Below are 17,057 nucleotides of genomic sequence, written 5' to 3' on the forward strand. Positions count from 1 at the left end.
GGCGCTTCAGCCGGCACAGCACGAGAGCTGCTTGACGTCCCTGGTGAAGGTCTGCGCGCACAGCTTGAGCCCTTCCACCATCGTCAGGTACGGGAACAGCTGATCGGCCAGGTCGTGCACCGTCATGCGCGCCCGCAGCGCGAGCGCGGCGCTCTGGATCAACTCGCCGGCCTCGGGCGCGACGGCCTGCACGCCCAGCAACCGCCCGCTGCCGGCCTCGGCCACCAGCTTGATGAAGCCCCGGGTGTCGAAGTTCGCGAGCGCGCGCGGCACGTTCTCCAGGCTCAGCGTGCGGCTGTCGGTCTCGATGCCCTTCGCATGCGCTTCGGTTTCTGTCATTCCCACGGTGGCCACCTGCGGATCCGTGAAGACCACCGCCGGCATCGCACTCAGGTCGAGCGCAGCGTCGCCGCCCATCATGTTGAGCGCGGCGCGCGTGCCGGCCGCAGCGGCCACATAGACGAACTGCGGCTGGTCGGTGCAGTCGCCGGCGGCGTAGATGTTCGCAGCACTGGTGCGCATCGCCGCGTCGATGACGATGGCGCCCTGCGCGTCGACGGCCACGCCCGCCGCATCGAGCGCGAGGCCATGCGTGTTGGGCGTGCGGCCGGTGGCGACGAGCACCCGGTCGGATCGCAGTTCGCCGCGATCGGTTGCGAGCACGAATTCGCCATCGGCGTGGCGAACCTGGCTGGCCTGGGTGTGCTCGAGCACCTCGATGCCCTCGGCACGAAATGCCGCCGTGACGGCGTCGCCGATCGCGGCGTCCTCGCGAAAGAACAGCGTATGGCGCGCCAGCACCGTCACCTTGCTGCCCAGCCGCGCAAAGGCCTGCGCGAGCTCCAGCGCCACCACCGACGAGCCGACAACCGCAAGACGGGGCGGGATGGCGTCGCTGGCCAGTGCTTCGGTGGACGTCCAGAACGGCGTGTCCTTCAGGCCGGCGATCGGCGGGATCGAAGGGTGCGCGCCGGTGGCGATCAGGCAGCGGTCGAACGCCAGTTCGCGTTCGCCGCCATCGCTAAGTTTCACGACGAGACGGCGGCCGTCCTTGAAGCGCGCCTCGCCGCGCAACACGGTGATCGCCGGCGTGCTTTCCAGAATGCCCTCGTACTTCGCGCGCCGCAGTTCGTCGACGCGGGCCTGCTGCTGCGCGAGCAGCCGGCTGCGGTCGATCGCGGGCGTACTCGCGGCGATGCCGGCGTCGAAGGGACTCTCGCGCCGCATGTGGGCCACGTGTGCCGCGCGGATCATAATCTTCGATGGCACGCAGCCAACGTTGACGCAGGTGCCGCCGATCGTGCCGCGCTCGATGAGGGTCACGCGAGCACCGCGCTCAGCCGCCTTCAGCGCCGCCGCCATCGCGGCACCGCCGCTGCCGATGACGGCGATGTGTATCGCTTCGCCGCCGCCGAGCGCCTTTTGGCCCCCGCCGAGCCAACTGCGCGCCTTGTCGAGCAGGCCGTTGCGCGGCTGCTGGGACGCAGAGTCGGGAACCCGGGCTCGATAGCCGGCCGCGGCCACGGCCGACATGAGGGCCGCCACGGGTGTTTCTGGGGCAAGCGTGAGCTTCGCCGTTCCCTTGGGATAAGAAACCTGCGCGGAGCGCACGCCGGGGACCTTCTCCAGGGCTTGACGGACATGCGTCGCACACGAGTCGCAGGTCATGCCGCTGATCACGAGTTCGGTCATAAGGTCGCTTTCAACAGAAGCTGGTGCAAAGGCTTCAGGCGTGTTTGGCCGGAATTTCGCAGCCGGCTGGACCGCAACGCCGATTCGCCGGCGAGACGAAGTCCCAGATCGAAACGCCGACCATCGCCGCGAGGCCGACGTAGAGAAGCTTCTCGGCCACCGTGAAGCTGGCGATCAGCACGATGACAGGTCCGATCATGCCGAGCACGGTGCGGTGCCACTGGCGATGGCTGAACCAGCCCAGCGCGTTCGCCAGCAGCGCCAGCCCCGCGAACAGCGGCAGCAGCACGGTGACGAACAAGGCCTCGAACTGGCTCAGGAAGCCGAGCCCGAGCGCGGCGCCGAGGCTGGCCAGGGCCGGGAAGCAGGCGCCACAGCCCATTGCCGAGACGATGCTGCCCAGCGAGCCAGCCTTGTCGGAAATGCGCGTCACGACGTTCATGGCGCGTTCCCTCTTTCGCTGCAACGGTTCAGCGCTTGACGGTGGATGGGTAGCCCGCGTTCTCGGTCGCCTGGGTCAACTTCTGCACGGTGGCCTTGGCATCGTCGAAGGTCACGACGGCCTGGCGCTTCTCGTAGCTCACGTCGACCTTGTTCACGCCCTCGACCTTCGAGATCGCCTTCTTCACGGTGATCGGACAGGCCGCGCAGGTCATGCCGGGCACGTCGAGCGTGACGGTTTGAGGTGCCGCCTGCGCAGCGGCGACGCCGATCGCGAGCATGGTGGTCAGGAACAGCTGCTTCATGGAGAACTCCTGGTCAGTAGAACAGCGGAAGGACATAGGGGAAGGCGAGCGCGATCAGCACCAGCGCGCCGACGATCCAGAAGATGGCCTTGTAGGTGGACCGGACTTGCGGGATGGCGCAGACCTCGCCGGGCTTGCAGGCCTGTGCCGGCCGATAGATGCGTCGCCAAGCGAAGAACATCGCAACGAGCGCGGCGCCGATGAAGATCGGGCGATAGGGCTCCAGCACCGTCAGATTGCCGATCCAGGCGCCGCTGAAGCCCAAGGCCACTAGCACCAGCGGGCCTAGGCAGCAGGTGGATGCCAGGATCGCGGCAAGTCCTCCGGCGAAGAGGGCACCGCGCCCTTCTTGTGTTTCGGTCATTCGCTTTTCCTCGGCCAGTCTGGAGACGATGGCGTAAGCTTATTTCCGTACTCATGTACGGAGTCAAGCGGAATGGAACGAGAACAGAACGGCCTGACCATCGGGGCCGTCGCCAAGGCGGCCGGGGTCAACGTGGAGACGGTTCGCTTCTACCAGCGCCGGGCCCTGCTGCCCGAGCCCGACCGGCCCTATGGCAGCATCCGGCGCTATGAGGCCGAGGACGTCGCCCGCGTGAAGTTCGTGAAGGCCGCACAGCGCTTGGGCTTCAGCCTCGACGAAGTGGCAGGCCTGCTGCAGTTGGACGACGGCACGCATTGCGATGAAGCGCGCCAACTTGCCGAGGTCAAGCTGGCGGACGTGCGCAAGAAACTGAAGGATCTGCGGCGCATCGAGTCAGCACTGGCCTCCCTCGTGCGCGACTGCTGCACAAGCCGTGGCACCGTGTCGTGTCCGTTGATTGCCACCTTGCAGAAGCAATGAATAGCTCGGTAACTTCGGTAACTTGATCTCTTGTTGACACCGCGAACTCAACATAAGGGGTGCAGGTTGTCCATCACCGTGGACTTACCGCGGCCGTTGGCGCCTGCGATGGCGACCAGCGCGGCACCATCGGCCAGCCGCTCCAGATCGACGGTCAGCTCGTCCAGCCCGAGTCCGTCGCGGATGCCCCGGAAGCCCCGGAGCCTGAGTGAGAGGGGTTGCATGGCATGCCTCCAGCGCCGCTGGGCGGCGCGATGGGTGTGGTGGGCACTGAAGCAGCCTGGGCGCCATTCGAGCGCTGTTCAGGTGCCGCTTCAGGCCGTCTCGAAGAGGTCCAGTCTCGGACCCCTCTCAGCCGGGTCAAGGCCGCCATGAGCATTGGCAAGGGTGACCTCTGGAAGAGCAATTTATTTGGAGTTGGGCCCCGAGTTCGCGTGATTCCAGATCCCGTCAGTGAGGCTTCGCAGTGCCTGCTCAAAGTCCTCCTTGGCCACCAGGACTCTACTCATACGTCGGGCTCTCGATTCATCGCTGAATGTCGCAGTGTGTGTTAAGGAAGAGCAGGAAGGCCAGACGCCCCTTCATTGAGTGCAAGTCTCTTTGTCCTAAAGAAAAGCGAGTCGTGGCTGCGCAACGCCCCCTGCGCGAAAGGCGCAGCGCGCCGACTTCCAGGACTTCCCAGAGAAGCGCTTCGCCGCTTGACGAGCGTCGCAGAGCCTTCGTAGGATGGCTATGCGGTTCAGCCGAATCGTGGGCCCCAGGCGCCCATCAGTGCACGCACCGGACTTCGTCCGGCACGGTGAAGTCCTTGGTAATCCGATGACCGGCTCGATGAACTCTCGAAAGCCGGACAACGCGTGCCGTCCTTGCTCGCTTTCGGCTACGGAGCTCATCCATGGTCAATCTCGACTCGGCGCCCAATGCCGACGGTTACCCGTCCCCGTCTCAGCAGGTCGCTGCGCTTCACGCCTTCCTGCGAATCAAGAACCCTAGAGTCGCGACCCGACTCGCCGAGGTCATCATCGAGGAGCTCTCACCCTCTCGAGGCGAGTCGGTGAAGAGTTTGGCTAACCGCCTGAAGCCCGTGATGGCTCGTCTTGGCATACGCATGAAGCACGCCACAGCGCTTGAGGCTGCGGCGCGTATCCAAGGCCACTCCAGCTGGCACGCAACGCCCAAGGGCGTGCGCGAAGCAGAGCGCTACGAGCAAGCAATGCCGACGTCAACGTTCCCGCGAGCTCAGGGGCTCTTTGCTGTCGAGGAACCAGAGGTGACCGAGGTGCTGGACCGCGCTACCGGGCGCTACGAACGGCACACCGATGTCATCGGTGACGACTGGGAGAAAGCGGTCCAACTGCGCATGGAGCTGCAGACGAGCCTTCACGTGAACCCCCGGTTCCTTTGCTCGACGTGTTTCACGCCGGTCTACCTCGTGTGCCAGAAGGAGCGAAAGAACCTCTACTTCCGCCACACCATTGAAGACGGCCGCTGCTCGGCCGTCACTCGGGGGCCGCTGTCGCAGGAGGAAATCAACGCGCGCAAGTACAACGGCGTCAAGGAGAGCTGGCTCCACCTCCAGATGAAGCGCTGGATAGTCGCCTGCCTGGAGGCGGACGGACGCTTCATCGACATTGTCGTCGAAGGACGTTGGACCGGCGAAATCACTGGAGCTTGGCGCAAGCCGGACGTGCGGGCGGTGTTCAACGGTACGCGGGTCGCCTTCGAGGTTCAACTCTCGACGACCTACATCAACGTCATCGCGGAGCGCCGCGAGTTCTACCGGCAAGAAGGCGGGCTTCTGTTCTGGGTGTTCTCGCAGTTCAACATTGGTGCGCGCCGGCTGACCCAGGACGACGTCTTCTTCAACAACAACCGCAATGCTTTTGTCATCAACTCCCGAACGCGAGATGAGTCTGTCGCCGCTAAGCGATTCCTGCTCGAATGCGTGTGGGCTGCGCCTCGGGTCAATAGCGACGCAGCGCCGCTTCAGCGCGAGACCGTCCCCTTCGATGCGCTGACGTTGGACAGCGCAACGCAGCGAGCTTACTACTTCGACTTCGATGGCGAGCGCGCGAAGCTGGCAGCGGAGAACGAAGCCCGCAGGCAGGCGCGCCATAAGGCGCTGCGTGAGAGGTTTGAGGCCTTCTACACCGCGTACCTGCCAGATCATCGTTTCGAGGACCAGGAATGGCAATCGCTGGTCCGCGACTTTGCCGCGGAAGGTGCTTCGTTGCCCGGCCACCCCGGCTCGCTCCAGAAGGGTCTGCTGAACTCTCTCTACTCAGCAAAGTACGGGAAGGTGTTCGGCTGGGACTATCCGAACTTCATTCAGATTGCCCACCACATGGAGCCGGGCGTCCGTAAGTACCTCCACTACTTCCGCAAGGCGCTCAAGGCGTACAACCGCGCCGACCTCATTCGGCGCGAGGACCACTCCGGGAAGTGGGCCGTCAAGGTAGCTGAGTACAAGGAGCGCATACGAGCGGACGACCCAGCGTATGTGCCCGATACCGAGCACGACGCCCTCGTAGACGTCCTATTCCCAGAAGTGATGGCTACCCAGGTTTGAGGGCGGCCGGCGCCTCTCGTGGTGGCATCGGTGCGGGCGCCTGTGCTATCTTCGCCAACGGTTGCCCAGCGGCACCCTCATCGTGGTTGGCCCGCTCGAGCTCAACCAAGGCTCCTGGGAAGACACTGCCCACAAACTTGAGTGGGCGTGCATGCGTGCCGAGATGGACGGCCACCGTGTCGCCGTGCTCATCGACACGCCCCAGCCGGACCTGATGTTCAAAGACGTAGCGCTGGCTGTGCAGCGCGTCTCGCCGCAATCAGGCGAGTGCGACCCAGCGTTGGCCGGTATCGTCACGGAAGACGGGGGCCTGCTCCCGCGCAGCCCATTCGTTCAGCCGCTGGCTCTTCAGCGTGTCAGCACGGCAGGTGCTCCCACCGATGCCCTGCCGCCACAGGCGGTCGAACTGCTCATCCAGCGCCTCCAGCAGCGCAGCTCGGGCTTCTTGGTCCTCAGCAGCTGCGTGTGGACGGAGCACTGGGGCATGGAGCAGATTGCTGCGGCACTGCCACTGACCGAGGACGTCGGTCCGGTCGCACGAATCAAGTCGCGCAACCGTGGCACGCCGGCCAAGGACATGCTGGTCCCGGATGTCGTCAAGGGCTTGCCCTTCATGACGAGCATCGAAAGTGCGTACGCCCACGGCTATCGCCGCATGCTGATTGACTCGGGCTACGCCGACTTCAGCGACTTGATGAAGTACTCCGACGAGGTGCTGTTCTTCGTAGGAGGGCACTCTTTGGAGGCTGAAGATGCACTGATGGAGACCGTGCGATTCCGCGGGTTTGACCAGCTCTCGAAGGTGTACGAGCGATTGGTCGCCTGTATCGCGGTTGGTCCGATTTCGGTGGGAGACAAGACCGTGCACATCTCGGACGTGTTCATCCCGGGTGCCAAGGCGCTGCAGGCCGGAGATGAGTTCGACGTGATTCAAAAGCACGTGCGCAAGCATCGCGCCGTTCGCTGGGAAGACGAACTGACCCGCCTGCTCGACGAGGGCACGGTAACGCCAGACCAGGTGCGCGCTTCGTTGGAGCATCGACGAGCCCGCGTGGTCGACCCGATGCTGACCAAGTGGGCGAAGCGGCGGCGGGCCACGGCCTAGCGGAGCGGGTGGCGAGCAGGCCGACGTGCGGGTCTTGCGGTCGGTCGGACGAGGCTGTTACAGTCGTAGCCGAGGCCTCGTCCGCCTGAGCTTCGAGCGGCTCATACCAGACCCTCTTCCGTCTCCGCTAGTCCTTGCTGCCAACCCCCCATGCGCATTCGCCGGGGCGTGGGCCAGCGTAATCGCTCGACTGGTCCGCGCGAACCCAGGAGAACTGCCATGCCCGTTGGTATCACCGACCTCGCCCATTCCCTTCGCAAGGACACCGCTGGTTCGGCGGTGACCATCCCGCTCAGCCGCGGTCAGCAGCTCGTCGCCGCGGCGATGGGGCACAAGTCTTTGGCTTCGTTTCAGGCGGCGCGGGCGGCCCATCGGGAGCCGCAGACCCTCGACGGCGTCCCCCACGTAGTACCGGACTACGAGCTACTTTCCGCCCGAGCACAGGAGCTTGGCTTGGGACTGCCGAACAACCAGTTGCGCGGCCTGATGGACGCGGCCTTCCACGAACGGTTGCCACGAACGAAGGTCCACCACACGTTCAGCGACCTGGCGATGGCAGTGCAAGACGAGATGCAGGAGGCCGTACTTTCCGACGCCGGCCTCAACTCTTCGATGGCCAACGCCAACTACGACGGTATCGACGAGGTCTACTTCGAAGAAGAGATTGACCCCGATGAAGCCACGTTGGCCGAGCCGGTGACGGCCAACATTAACGGCCACATCGGCCTGGGCATCGATACCGAGAGGCCTTACGCCGGACATCAAGTTCGTTTCGAGGTCGCGGTGTCCCTGGCACGTTGTGGTCGACGCTGCTTCGAGGAGCCTGCCGTTGAGGTGCTGTCGGGTGGTTTGGACTACGACTGGGACGGCGACACGCCGCCGACCAAGACCCTCGCGCAAGCGCTCGCAGAAGCCTTGAAGATTGACCTGGCCGATGCACAGGAACTTGCGGACGTAGAGCCAACGGAGCTGAGCGGCCACAGTGATGGGATGACGTACGGCTACCTCTTCGACTTCACTCGGCGCGTACGCCCCGAACTCGCGGCGAAGCTCATGGCACAGCACGGGTCGTTGCAGCTCGAGGTGCAACCGTGGTTCTTCGACGGCATCCGGGGCGCTGACTGACCCAACTGACCCTCGGGACCTCCTGTCTTGGCCAAGCCGGCTGGCGAGAGGTGATTCTCTTCAGCGCCCAGCCTCGAAGTGACCTAGATCATTGATTCACAAAGATGTTGGTCATGAATTCGATATCACCTATCGGCAACGACATTGGGGCCTGTCAGGGCCTCAGCAACGATGTCACCGGGCTCGGTCGTCGTCACCCGTTCCAGGCACTCCAGCAGCGGCGGCGCGTGGACGTCCGTCGCCGTGGCCCAGGCCCTGACCTTGTCGGCCAGGCTGACGAGTTGCGAGATGCCGGGCGCGCGGGTGCGCAGCACGGGCACGATCCGCCCTTCGAGCTGGACATCGGCGGCGCCGGACAGCGCACGCTCGATGGCACCGCGGTCCACCTCGTGCCGGTCCTCGTCGGCCACTGTCCATCGGACCCGCACGCTGACGCCGGCCAGTTCCTGCGCGCGAACCGCCTCTCGCAACTGCTCCAGGTCGGGCCGGCCTTCGAACATGATGTCCAGCGTCCGTCTCGCAGGGGTCGGTTCGAGGCGACAGTCCACCCCGTCCGGTCCGAATTCCCAAAGCAGGAACCCCTTGTCGCCCTGCTCACCGTGGTGGAAGCGACCGACGGACCCGGCGTAGGCGATGCACTGGCGCCGCTCGCCCTCCCCTTGCGTCCAGGCCTGGTGCCGGTGGATGTGGCCGAGCAAGGTGGCCTGCGCGCCGGCGCTGAACAGCACTCCGGTGGTGAACTCGTGGTCGAACCCGGCCATCGGCACACCATGCTCGGTCACGCAGCCGAAGACCGTGCCATGCGACACCGCGAGCGTCGGCACGCCGGCAGCCCGGGCCGCGCCGTGGATGCCGGCGTAGCCCTGCAGCAGCCGGCCCAGCTGCTCGCCCTGGGCCTCGGCAGCAGCGGTGGCGCCGACCGATGCCGCGACAGCCGCCTTGTTGATCGAGGGAATGCAGGTGAACAGTGCCCTGGCGCCACGCGGCACCTCCGCGAACCGCAGGCCTTCGGACGCGAGCCACAGGTCGGCGGCAGACTCATCGGTCGCCGACAGGTCCCGAGACGATGCGCTGCCCATCAACACCACCTGACCGATCCGGTCCGCGACGAAGACCCGATGGCGGCTTTCCAGCATCCTGAACACGGACAGCGTGCCGGGCGGCTCGTGCGACCACGTGCCCTGGAGCATCAGCACCGGGCAATGATCGGCCAGCCGCCGCACCCGCGCCAGCAGCCGCAATGCCGCGGGCGCATGCAGGTCCAGGGCGTGATCGGTGGCATCCCCGGAGATCACGGCCACATCGACGCCGAGTTCGATGGCGCGGTCCACGGCCGCCGAGAAGCAGCGATCAGCTTCTTCCAGATGCCGAGGCCCGTAGTGCAGGTCGGACATATGCGCCACCCGCAAGCGATGCGCCTGACGGTGCGGACCGTGCGCTCGCGGATGCCCGTCCGGGATGCGCGGCACCTCCGCGCGTTGCGCACCGGTTCCGCCTGGCAGTCGTCCCGACCCGCTCACGTTGCCACCTGCTGCAGTTCGGCGTTGACCTTGTCCGCGTAGCCCTTCGGATCGTTCCTGAAGCGCTCCAGTTCGCCGAACGCCCGCTGCCGCCCTTGCGGATTGAGCCTCCACCCAGGACCCCAGCGCGTGGCCGCATAGCTCAGCCAGGTCTGCGCAGGCACGCCCATCGCGGTCAGCCGCCCGAGCACATGCTCCAGCGTGGGCGGCGTGCCGTCTGCCGTGAAATCGCTCGCAGCCACAGGTTCGTCGACGGACTCGAGCCCCTTCCCTGGCGTCGCGGACGCTTCCTCCCGGCGCCCCTGGAGCACGCGGGCGGCAACATCGGCCTGAAGGAGCACGGTGTCCTGATCGTCCTGCTCCCGCATGAGCGTCGCCACGTCGACTGGCGCTTCCAGCTCGATGATCCACTGCGGCACCCGGACCGGCCGCCCATGGTCATCGATGTGCGCCACCTCCATCAGCCGCTTGGTCAGGTAGAACGGCGTGCCCTGGCGGTCCAGGAAGCCGGCGAGACGGCCGCCCCGCAGGAACGCCACGGTCTCGAAGGTGCGGATCGCCGCGTTCATCGCGTAGAAGCTGCGCGTGTGCAGCTCGAAGGCGCTGATCGAGCGGATGCCGGGGATGAAGAACAGGAAGCGTCCGGTGAGGTTGCACTGCCGCTGCTGGTACTCCGGGCAGGACTCCGGCTGGCACAGACCGCCGTTGTCCTCGCGCGGGATCGCCTTGCGGCCGCCGAACAGCCGCACCGTGCGGCGTCCGTTCGCGTCGACCGGCACCGGGGCGTGCGTCATGCAGTGCCGCCACCGTCCGTCGGACGAATACTCGGACCAGAAGCGCTTGTCCTGCGCACCCCAGGTGGCCAGTTCATGCGGCATCACGCTCTGCCAGCGATCGGTCGGGAACACCACCGGGAAGCGGTAGAGGCGCCGGCCCTCGCCGCGGTCCTCGCCATGGAGGTCGAGGATCTGTGTCGCCAGTTCGGGGTTCGGGAAGTCCTGGGCGCGCACGGTGAACCACGGCACGTTGCGCGGAACGAGCGGGCTCTTGAGCTCAGGGCAGGCCTCGGCCAGCGCACGCTCGATCTGGTCGAACGACTGGCCCTGGTTCAGGCCTTGTTCGTAGATCGACTGTGCACGCGGCACCTCGGCAGCCCGCCGGGTCAGGACCTTGATGCCCGCACGGATCTTTCCGCCCGTTGGCAGGCGGGGCGTTCCGTTCGTACCGTTGCCCAGCAGGGTGGGCAGAGCGACAGGCCCGCCGTGCAGCACGACGGCGGGCCGGGGATCGGGGGATGGAGAAGAGGCCATCGGCGTTCCTCGGTGGGCGTCGGGGGATTCCGACGAACCATCGTCCAGCAAGGAAGCGGGCTTTCAACCCCGAGTGCCGTCCGGATGCCATGATGCGACTCTGTCCGCACGCCATGGTCCCGTGCTGTCGCATCGCCCGAACCCGTCTCTTCCATGCAAGCCGAGTCGCCCTCAAGCCCAGAAGACAGCGCCGACCGAGACGACGAGGAACTGCGGCGGGTACTCGCCGCCTCCGAGGCCTTCGACGATGATCTGCTCGCACTGCTACGAGCCGGCTGGAACACATCGTCCCGACGCTCGACCATCTGCCTGGCCTTCTGTCGTTCGGCGATCGAGCATGCGATCGCGCAGCGGGTCCTGATCGAAGCCGGCCTGACGGGAACTGCACTCAGCCTGATCCGCCTGCAATTCGAGGCAGTTGTCCGTGCCGCCTGGGTGCTTCACGCCGCCAAGGAGGACTGGCTGGACAAGTTCTCCGCGCCGGTGCCGGACGGCGAACTCTCGGAACCCCAGATGGGGCCACCCATCCCCGCCATGATCGACGCCATCGGTGCGGTCGCCGGCCCGGCGGCCACCGAACTGAAGCGACTGCATGGCACGGTCAAGGTGATGCACTCGTTCGTGCACGGGGGCGTCCATCTGGTTGTCCACGCCCTTCGCGGCTACCCGGCAGGAAAGCTGACGTCCGTGCTGCAGAACCGAAACCTGCTCTCGCTGATGCTGGCCAACGTCATCGTGATCGTCAGTCAGGACCCCGGCCTGCGGGGTTCGGTCGGACGGTTGTCGGGCCTGCATGCGAACTGCATGCCGCCGCTCCAGCGGTGAGCCTCGTCGACGGGCCGGGCAGGACCGGCATGGCCTCGCCAGGCAACCAGAGCCAGGACCTGGCCCGGGCAGACTCGAATGCCCTTCGCTTGGCACCCTGTTCGGCCTCGCCCATGAAGCTGCTGACAACATGGAGGTCGACCGGCTCCGCGCCGACGTCCAGCAGGATGGCATTCGCGAACCCGGCCACCGATCGCGCGTCGTACCGCAGTGGCTTCACGAACCGCCTCCCCTGCGCCACCAGCGCTCGGACCAGCGGCACCTCGTGCACGCCCTCCAGCGGAATCCACTCCTCGCTGGTCAGCATCAGGCTGGCGAGGTCGATCTCGTAGGTGTGCTCCCGGCGTGCCCGGATCAGCGCCGCCAACATCAGACGCAGCCCTCGCCCTCCGTCCGAGTCGAGCGCCTCGAAGAGTGGCGCGAAGCCGCGCTGCACCCGCGCCCAGGTCCGCGCGTCTACCAGCAAGGGTGCGTCCGGCATGTGGCGGATCCAGATGCGCGCACCCGCGGGTGCCGACTCCCAGCCCTTGAACTCCCCCAGAACCAAAGCCAGCGGCTGACGCCCGTCATGCGGCTGCAGCACCGACAACCTCGCGCGCCGCCGTTCGGCCTGCTCGGCCTTCGCGGTCTCGTTGAAGGCTTCCGGCACGTACAGCCGGTTCGACAGCGGCTCGCCCTTCACCTGGATGGCCTCGGCGGCCTGCATCAGGTACTTGTGAAGCACCGCCTGGTTGCGCTTTCCAGTCATCGCCGGCGACCAGCGGTTGAAGCCTGCCCGCTCGAACATGAAGTGCATCAGCGCCCGCAGGCTCATCCGTCGACGAGTGCGGCCGACCTCGGACGGCTCGGCAGGCTCGCGGCTCACCCCCGCGCGCCCGGGCACACGCGCCCACGGGAAATCCACGTGCAGTTCCACCCGTGACGGGTCCAGTTGAACGACGGCCTCGCCGACCAGTTCGCCCAGGCCTGACATCGCGGGCCCGGGCTCGTAGCTCGGGCAGGCGGGGTGGTGCCGGTCCCCGGTCTCGGGCATGCGCTTGATCTGGTAGCAGCGATGGAAGGCGACGTACATCTCGACGCCGCCTGCCACGCACAGGCAGCGTGGCCTGCCCGGCGCCTCGTAGGCCTGGGCGAGCAGGTCCTGCAACTGCGGGTCGTCGGCGTCGACCACTCGCCCACCGATCGCGAAGCGCTGTCCGTCCATCGCCGAATCCATCGCAGTTTCAGCCCCTCAGCGCGCGCTCCACATCACGCCAGTTCCTCGAGCACCTTGGCCAGCTCGGGTCGCGGCCTGGCCAGTTGCTCGCGCACGGCACTTCGATCGGCGATGCCCAGCACCAGCCCGACCTGGTCCTCGTCAGCGCCACGCTCGTACATCCGCGACATCAGGGTCAGCCGCGCCGACTGCGTGCAAAGACCGGGTATGTCGGCCTGACGGAAGATCTTGCGGTAGATCTCCAGCAGGGGACGGCAGACGTAGCGGTTCTGGCCTTCGCCGCCGTTCGGCGTGATCGGATAGACCTCGCCCTCGGCGCCCAGGAACAGCGGGCCGAGCGGGTCCAGCCCGCGCCAGTGCTCGGCCGCACCGAGGCCGTGGCCGGCACGGATACGCTCGTCGAGGTAGGCGCCGAGCGCCTCGTCGAGACGTCGGTGGTTGAAGAACAGCGGCCGGTCCCTGCCGTTGATCGCGACATCGGCGCGCACCCTCGACTCTCGCCGCACGCTGCCGTCCTCCAGCAGGTAGTCGCCCACCGTCAGGCGCGCGACCTCAAGCGGGCGCAGGCCGGTCGCGAAGGGCAGGTAGTAGAGCGCCAGATCGTGCAGGGGCCGCGTCGACCGGCTGCGCACGCGGCGCGCCCCGAGGTCGACCTCGTCGAGCTTGAGCACTCGGGCTTCGCGGTGGGAGCTCACCTGCGCAGGATCGAAGTGCTCCAGCGCCTGCAGGATCGCGTCCCGGTGCATGCGCAGGCGCTTCACGAAGGCGGCGCCGCTCTCCTGCAGGCCATCGACGCCCACCGCCTGCGTGAGCTGGACCGCCAGGCCCTTGATGCGCCGGTCGACGGCCGACCGCGACAGCCCCCATCGCTGGGCCACGGTCGCGTAGGGATCGCCGTCGATCACTTCGCGCAGCATCTGGATCGTCTGCAATGTCTGCCGGCGATCGCCGGCGGTTTCCGGATCGTCTTCCATTGTTGTTACTCCCTGGACGACGGATTCACCGACGGACGCCGGCCGAACGCGGCGATGCGGTCGCGCCTCGCCAACCGCTTCCTCGATGTCAACGGCATGACCCCGGCACGGCCCGGGCACCCGCACGGCGTTCCAGCGTCTAACGCGCGACCGTGGGACCACCGTGTGACCAGTCGTTTCGCGTCCGATACACGCCAGACCCGATACCGTCGTCGGCTAAGGCGACGCCTCGCTCCGCGGCGTTGCGACACCAATGTGCCCGCGCGCACGTGCCGGCGTGTTGCCGAGGCGTTACCGCGTGCAGCGCGATGCGTCCGACGCCGTTCAAGGTGTCTCATGACGCAACCCCCTGCTGCTCGATCCAGCGGCGGATGTCCTCGGCGCGCCAGACGGTAACGCGCTCGGACAGCTTTACCGGCTCCGGAAACGTTCGCGCATGCACGCGCCGCCACAGGGTGGACTTGGAGATGGGGACGAAGGACAGCACCTGCGGCTGGCGCAGGAAGCCGGTGTCCGGCAGCGCGGCGCTGGGCGGCGCGGCCGGGGAATCCGCCGACGGGGCGGCGGGAACAGGAACGCGGGGCATGATCGGCCTCTCATCGGCATGCAGCCGGCAAAGGTCATGACCTGCTCTGCGACGACGGCGCTCGGTCAGGAAACGCGCCAGCCGCCCGGGAACGCTCGACTCCTGGACCACCGCGGGCGTTCCGTTCGCGCGGTGGGTGAAGATGCCTTCCGAAGAGGGCCCCTGCCGAGGGCCCTCTTCGGTGTGATTCGATCGCCACCCCCTTGGGGGTGCATGCCGGCCGCCAAGCGGTGCGGGTCCGCGCGTTCGATGCCGCGGAGGGCCGAGTCCGGCACTGGGTGCGTTCGGTCGCCGAGCGGGGCAAGGCGGGACCGCCGGAACTGACCGGCACGCCGGAGGCAGCGTGCCGACGTTGGAAGAGGCAGGTATCGACTGCGACGCCACCCGATGCGGGTGGAGGCCCCGGGCGATTCGCCCGTTGAACGGGTGATCGGCGCTACGGTGGCGCCGACTTGCCTCTGCGTGCAGCCCATGGCCTGGACACACGGTAGCGTCCGCACCGCTCACGGGCAACACGCCCGCGCCGATTGCCCGCGCAAGCGTCGGTGGGTGCCGCCGCTTGGGAGGGACATGGGATTGCCTGCAATTCCACCGCCTACTCCGCCACCGCAGCGACTGCCGTTGGCGCATGTAGCGGCTCCACGTCGCGGCCCGCTGACGATGGGGAATCTGCGGGTCCGTCCGGTGCCGTGGTCGTCGAATCGACGGCTTCGCCGACGGCGGTACCGAGCGCGTCGTCAGGAACTTCGGCATCGTCGGGCGACGTGGCGCGGGCATCGAGCGCGTTCATGCGCCGCCGCAGGCCCGTCGCAAAGCTTCGCGCGCCGTTGGCGATGTCGCGCACCTGGCGCTTGAGCCCCGCACGCTGCGTGTCCACCGCCTGCGCCGACACCACCTCGTGGATCTCCAGCGTCTGCAGCAGCGGCATCAGCTGGTCGAGCTTGACCAGCACCTCCAGGAATCGGCGGCTGATCGACGACAGCACGCGCACGTCCACGTCCAGCGGCACCGTGTCGTAGGACGCCAGGCTGGTGATGCCGTGGGCCTTGAACAGCGCCTCTGCGCCGTCGATGGCCTCGTTCAGGCTGGTGGTGGCGGCATCGATCCTGCCGCGCAGCGCCGTCTCGATCCTGCCGATGTCCTCGTGGTCGAGCCGGGTGCGGGCGATGACCGAGATGAAATGCATGTTCAGCTGCAGGGTGTTGAACATGCGCACGAACATGCGCTTGCCCTCGGCACTGCTGAACCGCGTGGCGATCTTGAGGCTGGCCGCCTCGACGCGTCGGAAGTCGACCTTGGCTTCGCGGGCCAGGATGCGGGCGTTGGCGCCGCCCTGGTCCACCTTCACGATCTCGACATTGGCCATGCCCGCGGCTCCTTGTGCTGACAACGGGGTCGATGGCATCTTCCGAACGTGCACGACCCTTTGCCACACGAAAGCCCCGGCACCGCGGGGCGCTTTCGCGATCAGTTGCGTGGCGACGGGCGTCGGCCCATTGACCGGGCGGAAGCGGCGCCCTACCTTTGCGCCATGCAGCAGCTGGCCCTGCATCCAGACCCGGCAAGCCTTGGAGATCTCCTGAACTGATCCCCCGCGTGGGTGCCCGTGCAGGTCGCACAGGCACCCGTGGGGACGATCGGATCGCGGTGATGCACGCCCCACCGATGGGGGACACGCGTTGCGGTGTCGCTCCGTCGGGTGCCCCTGTGCATCGCCGTGCCGAGGACCGCGCAAGCGATGAGGCACGCCGGGGCATTCGCATCAGGCCGGGCCTTCGAGGCAAGGGCTGCGTCCCGGTGCCGAGCGCATCCGCTCGAGCGCCGCACCGACCGCGCCCTTGCCTCCCGGGCTCGTCCCGTTCTCGCCGATGTCCCCCCGATCGGACGCTGACACCGATCACCGCGCTCAGGCGCGCCACTGAACCCTGTCAGCCCTGGAGTTCCAGGCCCAGGCCGCAAGGCGGCCGACGCCACATCACCCAACCGTCACCCGCATGGGGGCCCACGCCCCCGCCACGGGGTGCACGTGGTCTCCCTTCGCATCCAAGGAGTCCACGATGCACAGCACCACCGCCTGCCGTCAGGCCGGCGCCCATGTCGGCTCGCCACACACGGCAAGCCTCGACGCAAACCCAGCCCGACTCGGCTCGAAGACGACCCCGTTCGTCATCGACGCCCCGTTCGACATCCCGGCCGGCCTGGATCTCCAGGACGATCCCGGCGCAGACAGTGCCGACAGCGCCACCGGCGCATCGGGCAGCACCCGCGAGGAGTGGGTGGAGGAGTGGAGCGAGGACGACATCGTCCTGCTGCACTGGCGCCTGCTGCAGGAGATCCGGCACCTGGCCGATCCGGCCACGCCGCTGGAGGAGAAGCTCGACACCCTGCGCTGGGTGTTCACCGAACGCGAGAAGGACGGCCTGCCGTTCTCGTTCGTGAACTGCCTGCGCGTGGTCGGGTGCAGCCCGCTGTCGCCGATCCCGTACTGCGGGCTCGTCGACGCCGAGGAGGTCCGCGAGCGCATCCGCCTTGGGCTGAAGCCCTG

The 17,057-nt window shown here is 67.1% G+C and carries 17 protein-coding genes; 6 read left to right on the forward strand and 11 right to left on the reverse strand.

What is annotated here, in order from left to right:
- Positions 1-6: 6 nt before the first annotated feature.
- The 4 genes from merA to merT are packed head-to-tail and all read right to left on the reverse strand — an operon-like array spanning position 7 to position 2,802.
- On the reverse strand, positions 7-1,692 hold the full coding sequence (gene merA, locus Q0654_RS12580) for a mercury(II) reductase (protein ID WP_298854289.1): 1,686 nt from the start codon (positions 1,690-1,692) through the stop codon (positions 7-9).
- Between the two features lie 34 nt (positions 1,693-1,726).
- Positions 1,727-2,134 carry an organomercurial transporter MerC gene (merC, locus tag Q0654_RS12585; protein WP_036229035.1) on the reverse strand — a complete coding sequence of 136 codons (408 nt, stop codon included), beginning with the start codon at positions 2,132-2,134 and terminating at the stop codon, positions 1,727-1,729.
- A gap of 28 nt (positions 2,135-2,162) precedes the next feature.
- Positions 2,163-2,438 (reverse strand): mercury resistance system periplasmic binding protein MerP, encoded by a 276-nt coding sequence (merP, locus tag Q0654_RS12590; protein ID WP_036229032.1) that lies wholly within the window; start codon positions 2,436-2,438, stop codon positions 2,163-2,165.
- Positions 2,439-2,451: 13 nt separating this feature from the next.
- Positions 2,452-2,802: a mercuric ion transporter MerT gene (gene merT, locus Q0654_RS12595; protein ID WP_036229030.1), complete on the reverse strand. Its 351-nt coding sequence runs from the start codon at positions 2,800-2,802 to the stop codon at positions 2,452-2,454.
- Positions 2,803-2,874: 72 nt separating this feature from the next.
- On the opposite strand from merT, the gene merR reads away from it, so the two are divergent.
- Positions 2,875-3,282, forward strand: coding sequence for an Hg(II)-responsive transcriptional regulator (merR, locus tag Q0654_RS12600; protein ID WP_036229027.1), 408 nt, complete (start codon positions 2,875-2,877; stop codon positions 3,280-3,282).
- Positions 3,283-3,329: 47 nt separating this feature from the next.
- Here merR and Q0654_RS12605 read toward each other — a convergent pair whose 3' ends face one another.
- Positions 3,330-3,506, reverse strand: coding sequence for a hypothetical protein (locus Q0654_RS12605; protein WP_176071871.1), 177 nt, complete (start codon positions 3,504-3,506; stop codon positions 3,330-3,332).
- A 671-nt stretch (positions 3,507-4,177) separates the two neighbouring features.
- On the opposite strand from Q0654_RS12605, the gene Q0654_RS12610 reads away from it, so the two are divergent.
- The 3 genes from Q0654_RS12610 to Q0654_RS12620 all read left to right on the forward strand — a co-directional run bounded on the left by Q0654_RS12610 (position 4,178) and on the right by Q0654_RS12620 (position 8,081).
- Positions 4,178-5,851, forward strand: coding sequence for a DUF6035 family protein (locus Q0654_RS12610; RefSeq protein WP_298854299.1), 1,674 nt, complete (start codon positions 4,178-4,180; stop codon positions 5,849-5,851).
- Positions 5,852-6,002: 151 nt separating this feature from the next.
- Positions 6,003-6,956, forward strand: a complete 954-nt coding sequence (locus Q0654_RS12615; protein ID WP_298854301.1) for a hypothetical protein — start codon at positions 6,003-6,005, stop codon at positions 6,954-6,956.
- 219 nt (positions 6,957-7,175) lie between these two features.
- Positions 7,176-8,081 carry a hypothetical protein gene (locus Q0654_RS12620; protein WP_298854303.1) on the forward strand — a complete coding sequence of 302 codons (906 nt, stop codon included), beginning with the start codon at positions 7,176-7,178 and terminating at the stop codon, positions 8,079-8,081.
- 125 nt (positions 8,082-8,206) lie between these two features.
- Here the strand turns inward: Q0654_RS12620 and Q0654_RS12625 are convergent, their stop codons facing one another.
- A complete protein-coding gene (locus Q0654_RS12625) occupies positions 8,207-9,475 on the reverse strand; it encodes a hypothetical protein (RefSeq protein ID WP_298854305.1) in 1,269 nt (422 codons plus the stop codon).
- A gap of 122 nt (positions 9,476-9,597) precedes the next feature.
- A complete protein-coding gene (locus Q0654_RS12630; protein WP_298854307.1) occupies positions 9,598-10,962 on the reverse strand; it encodes a hypothetical protein in 1,365 nt (454 codons plus the stop codon).
- Positions 10,963-11,064: 102 nt separating this feature from the next.
- On the opposite strand from Q0654_RS12630, the gene Q0654_RS12635 reads away from it, so the two are divergent.
- The gene (locus tag Q0654_RS12635; protein WP_298854309.1) at positions 11,065-11,736 is read left to right on the forward strand and encodes a hypothetical protein; all 672 of its coding nucleotides are present in this window, start codon (positions 11,065-11,067) and stop codon (positions 11,734-11,736) included.
- Here Q0654_RS12635 and Q0654_RS12640 read toward each other — a convergent pair.
- The 4 genes from Q0654_RS12640 to Q0654_RS12655 form a co-directional block, all read right to left on the reverse strand.
- Positions 11,654-12,940: a DUF1173 family protein gene (locus Q0654_RS12640; RefSeq protein ID WP_298854311.1), complete on the reverse strand. Its 1,287-nt coding sequence runs from the start codon at positions 12,938-12,940 to the stop codon at positions 11,654-11,656. The genes Q0654_RS12635 and Q0654_RS12640 overlap by 83 nt on opposite strands.
- A gap of 44 nt (positions 12,941-12,984) precedes the next feature.
- Positions 12,985-13,926: a hypothetical protein gene (locus Q0654_RS12645; RefSeq protein WP_298854313.1), complete on the reverse strand. Its 942-nt coding sequence runs from the start codon at positions 13,924-13,926 to the stop codon at positions 12,985-12,987.
- Between the two features lie 334 nt (positions 13,927-14,260).
- Positions 14,261-14,512 (reverse strand): AlpA family phage regulatory protein, encoded by a 252-nt coding sequence (locus tag Q0654_RS12650; protein ID WP_211286872.1) that lies wholly within the window; start codon positions 14,510-14,512, stop codon positions 14,261-14,263.
- A gap of 595 nt (positions 14,513-15,107) precedes the next feature.
- Positions 15,108-15,878: a hypothetical protein gene (locus Q0654_RS12655; RefSeq protein WP_298854318.1), complete on the reverse strand. Its 771-nt coding sequence runs from the start codon at positions 15,876-15,878 to the stop codon at positions 15,108-15,110.
- 691 nt (positions 15,879-16,569) lie between these two features.
- Here Q0654_RS12655 and Q0654_RS12660 point away from each other — a divergent pair.
- Positions 16,570-17,057 (forward strand): hypothetical protein (locus Q0654_RS12660; RefSeq protein WP_298854320.1); only part of this gene is annotated, 488 nt, incomplete at its 3' end.

The organism is uncultured Aquimonas sp. (genome assembly GCF_937888285.1).
Classification (GTDB): Bacteria; Pseudomonadota; Gammaproteobacteria; order Xanthomonadales; family Xanthomonadaceae; genus Aquimonas.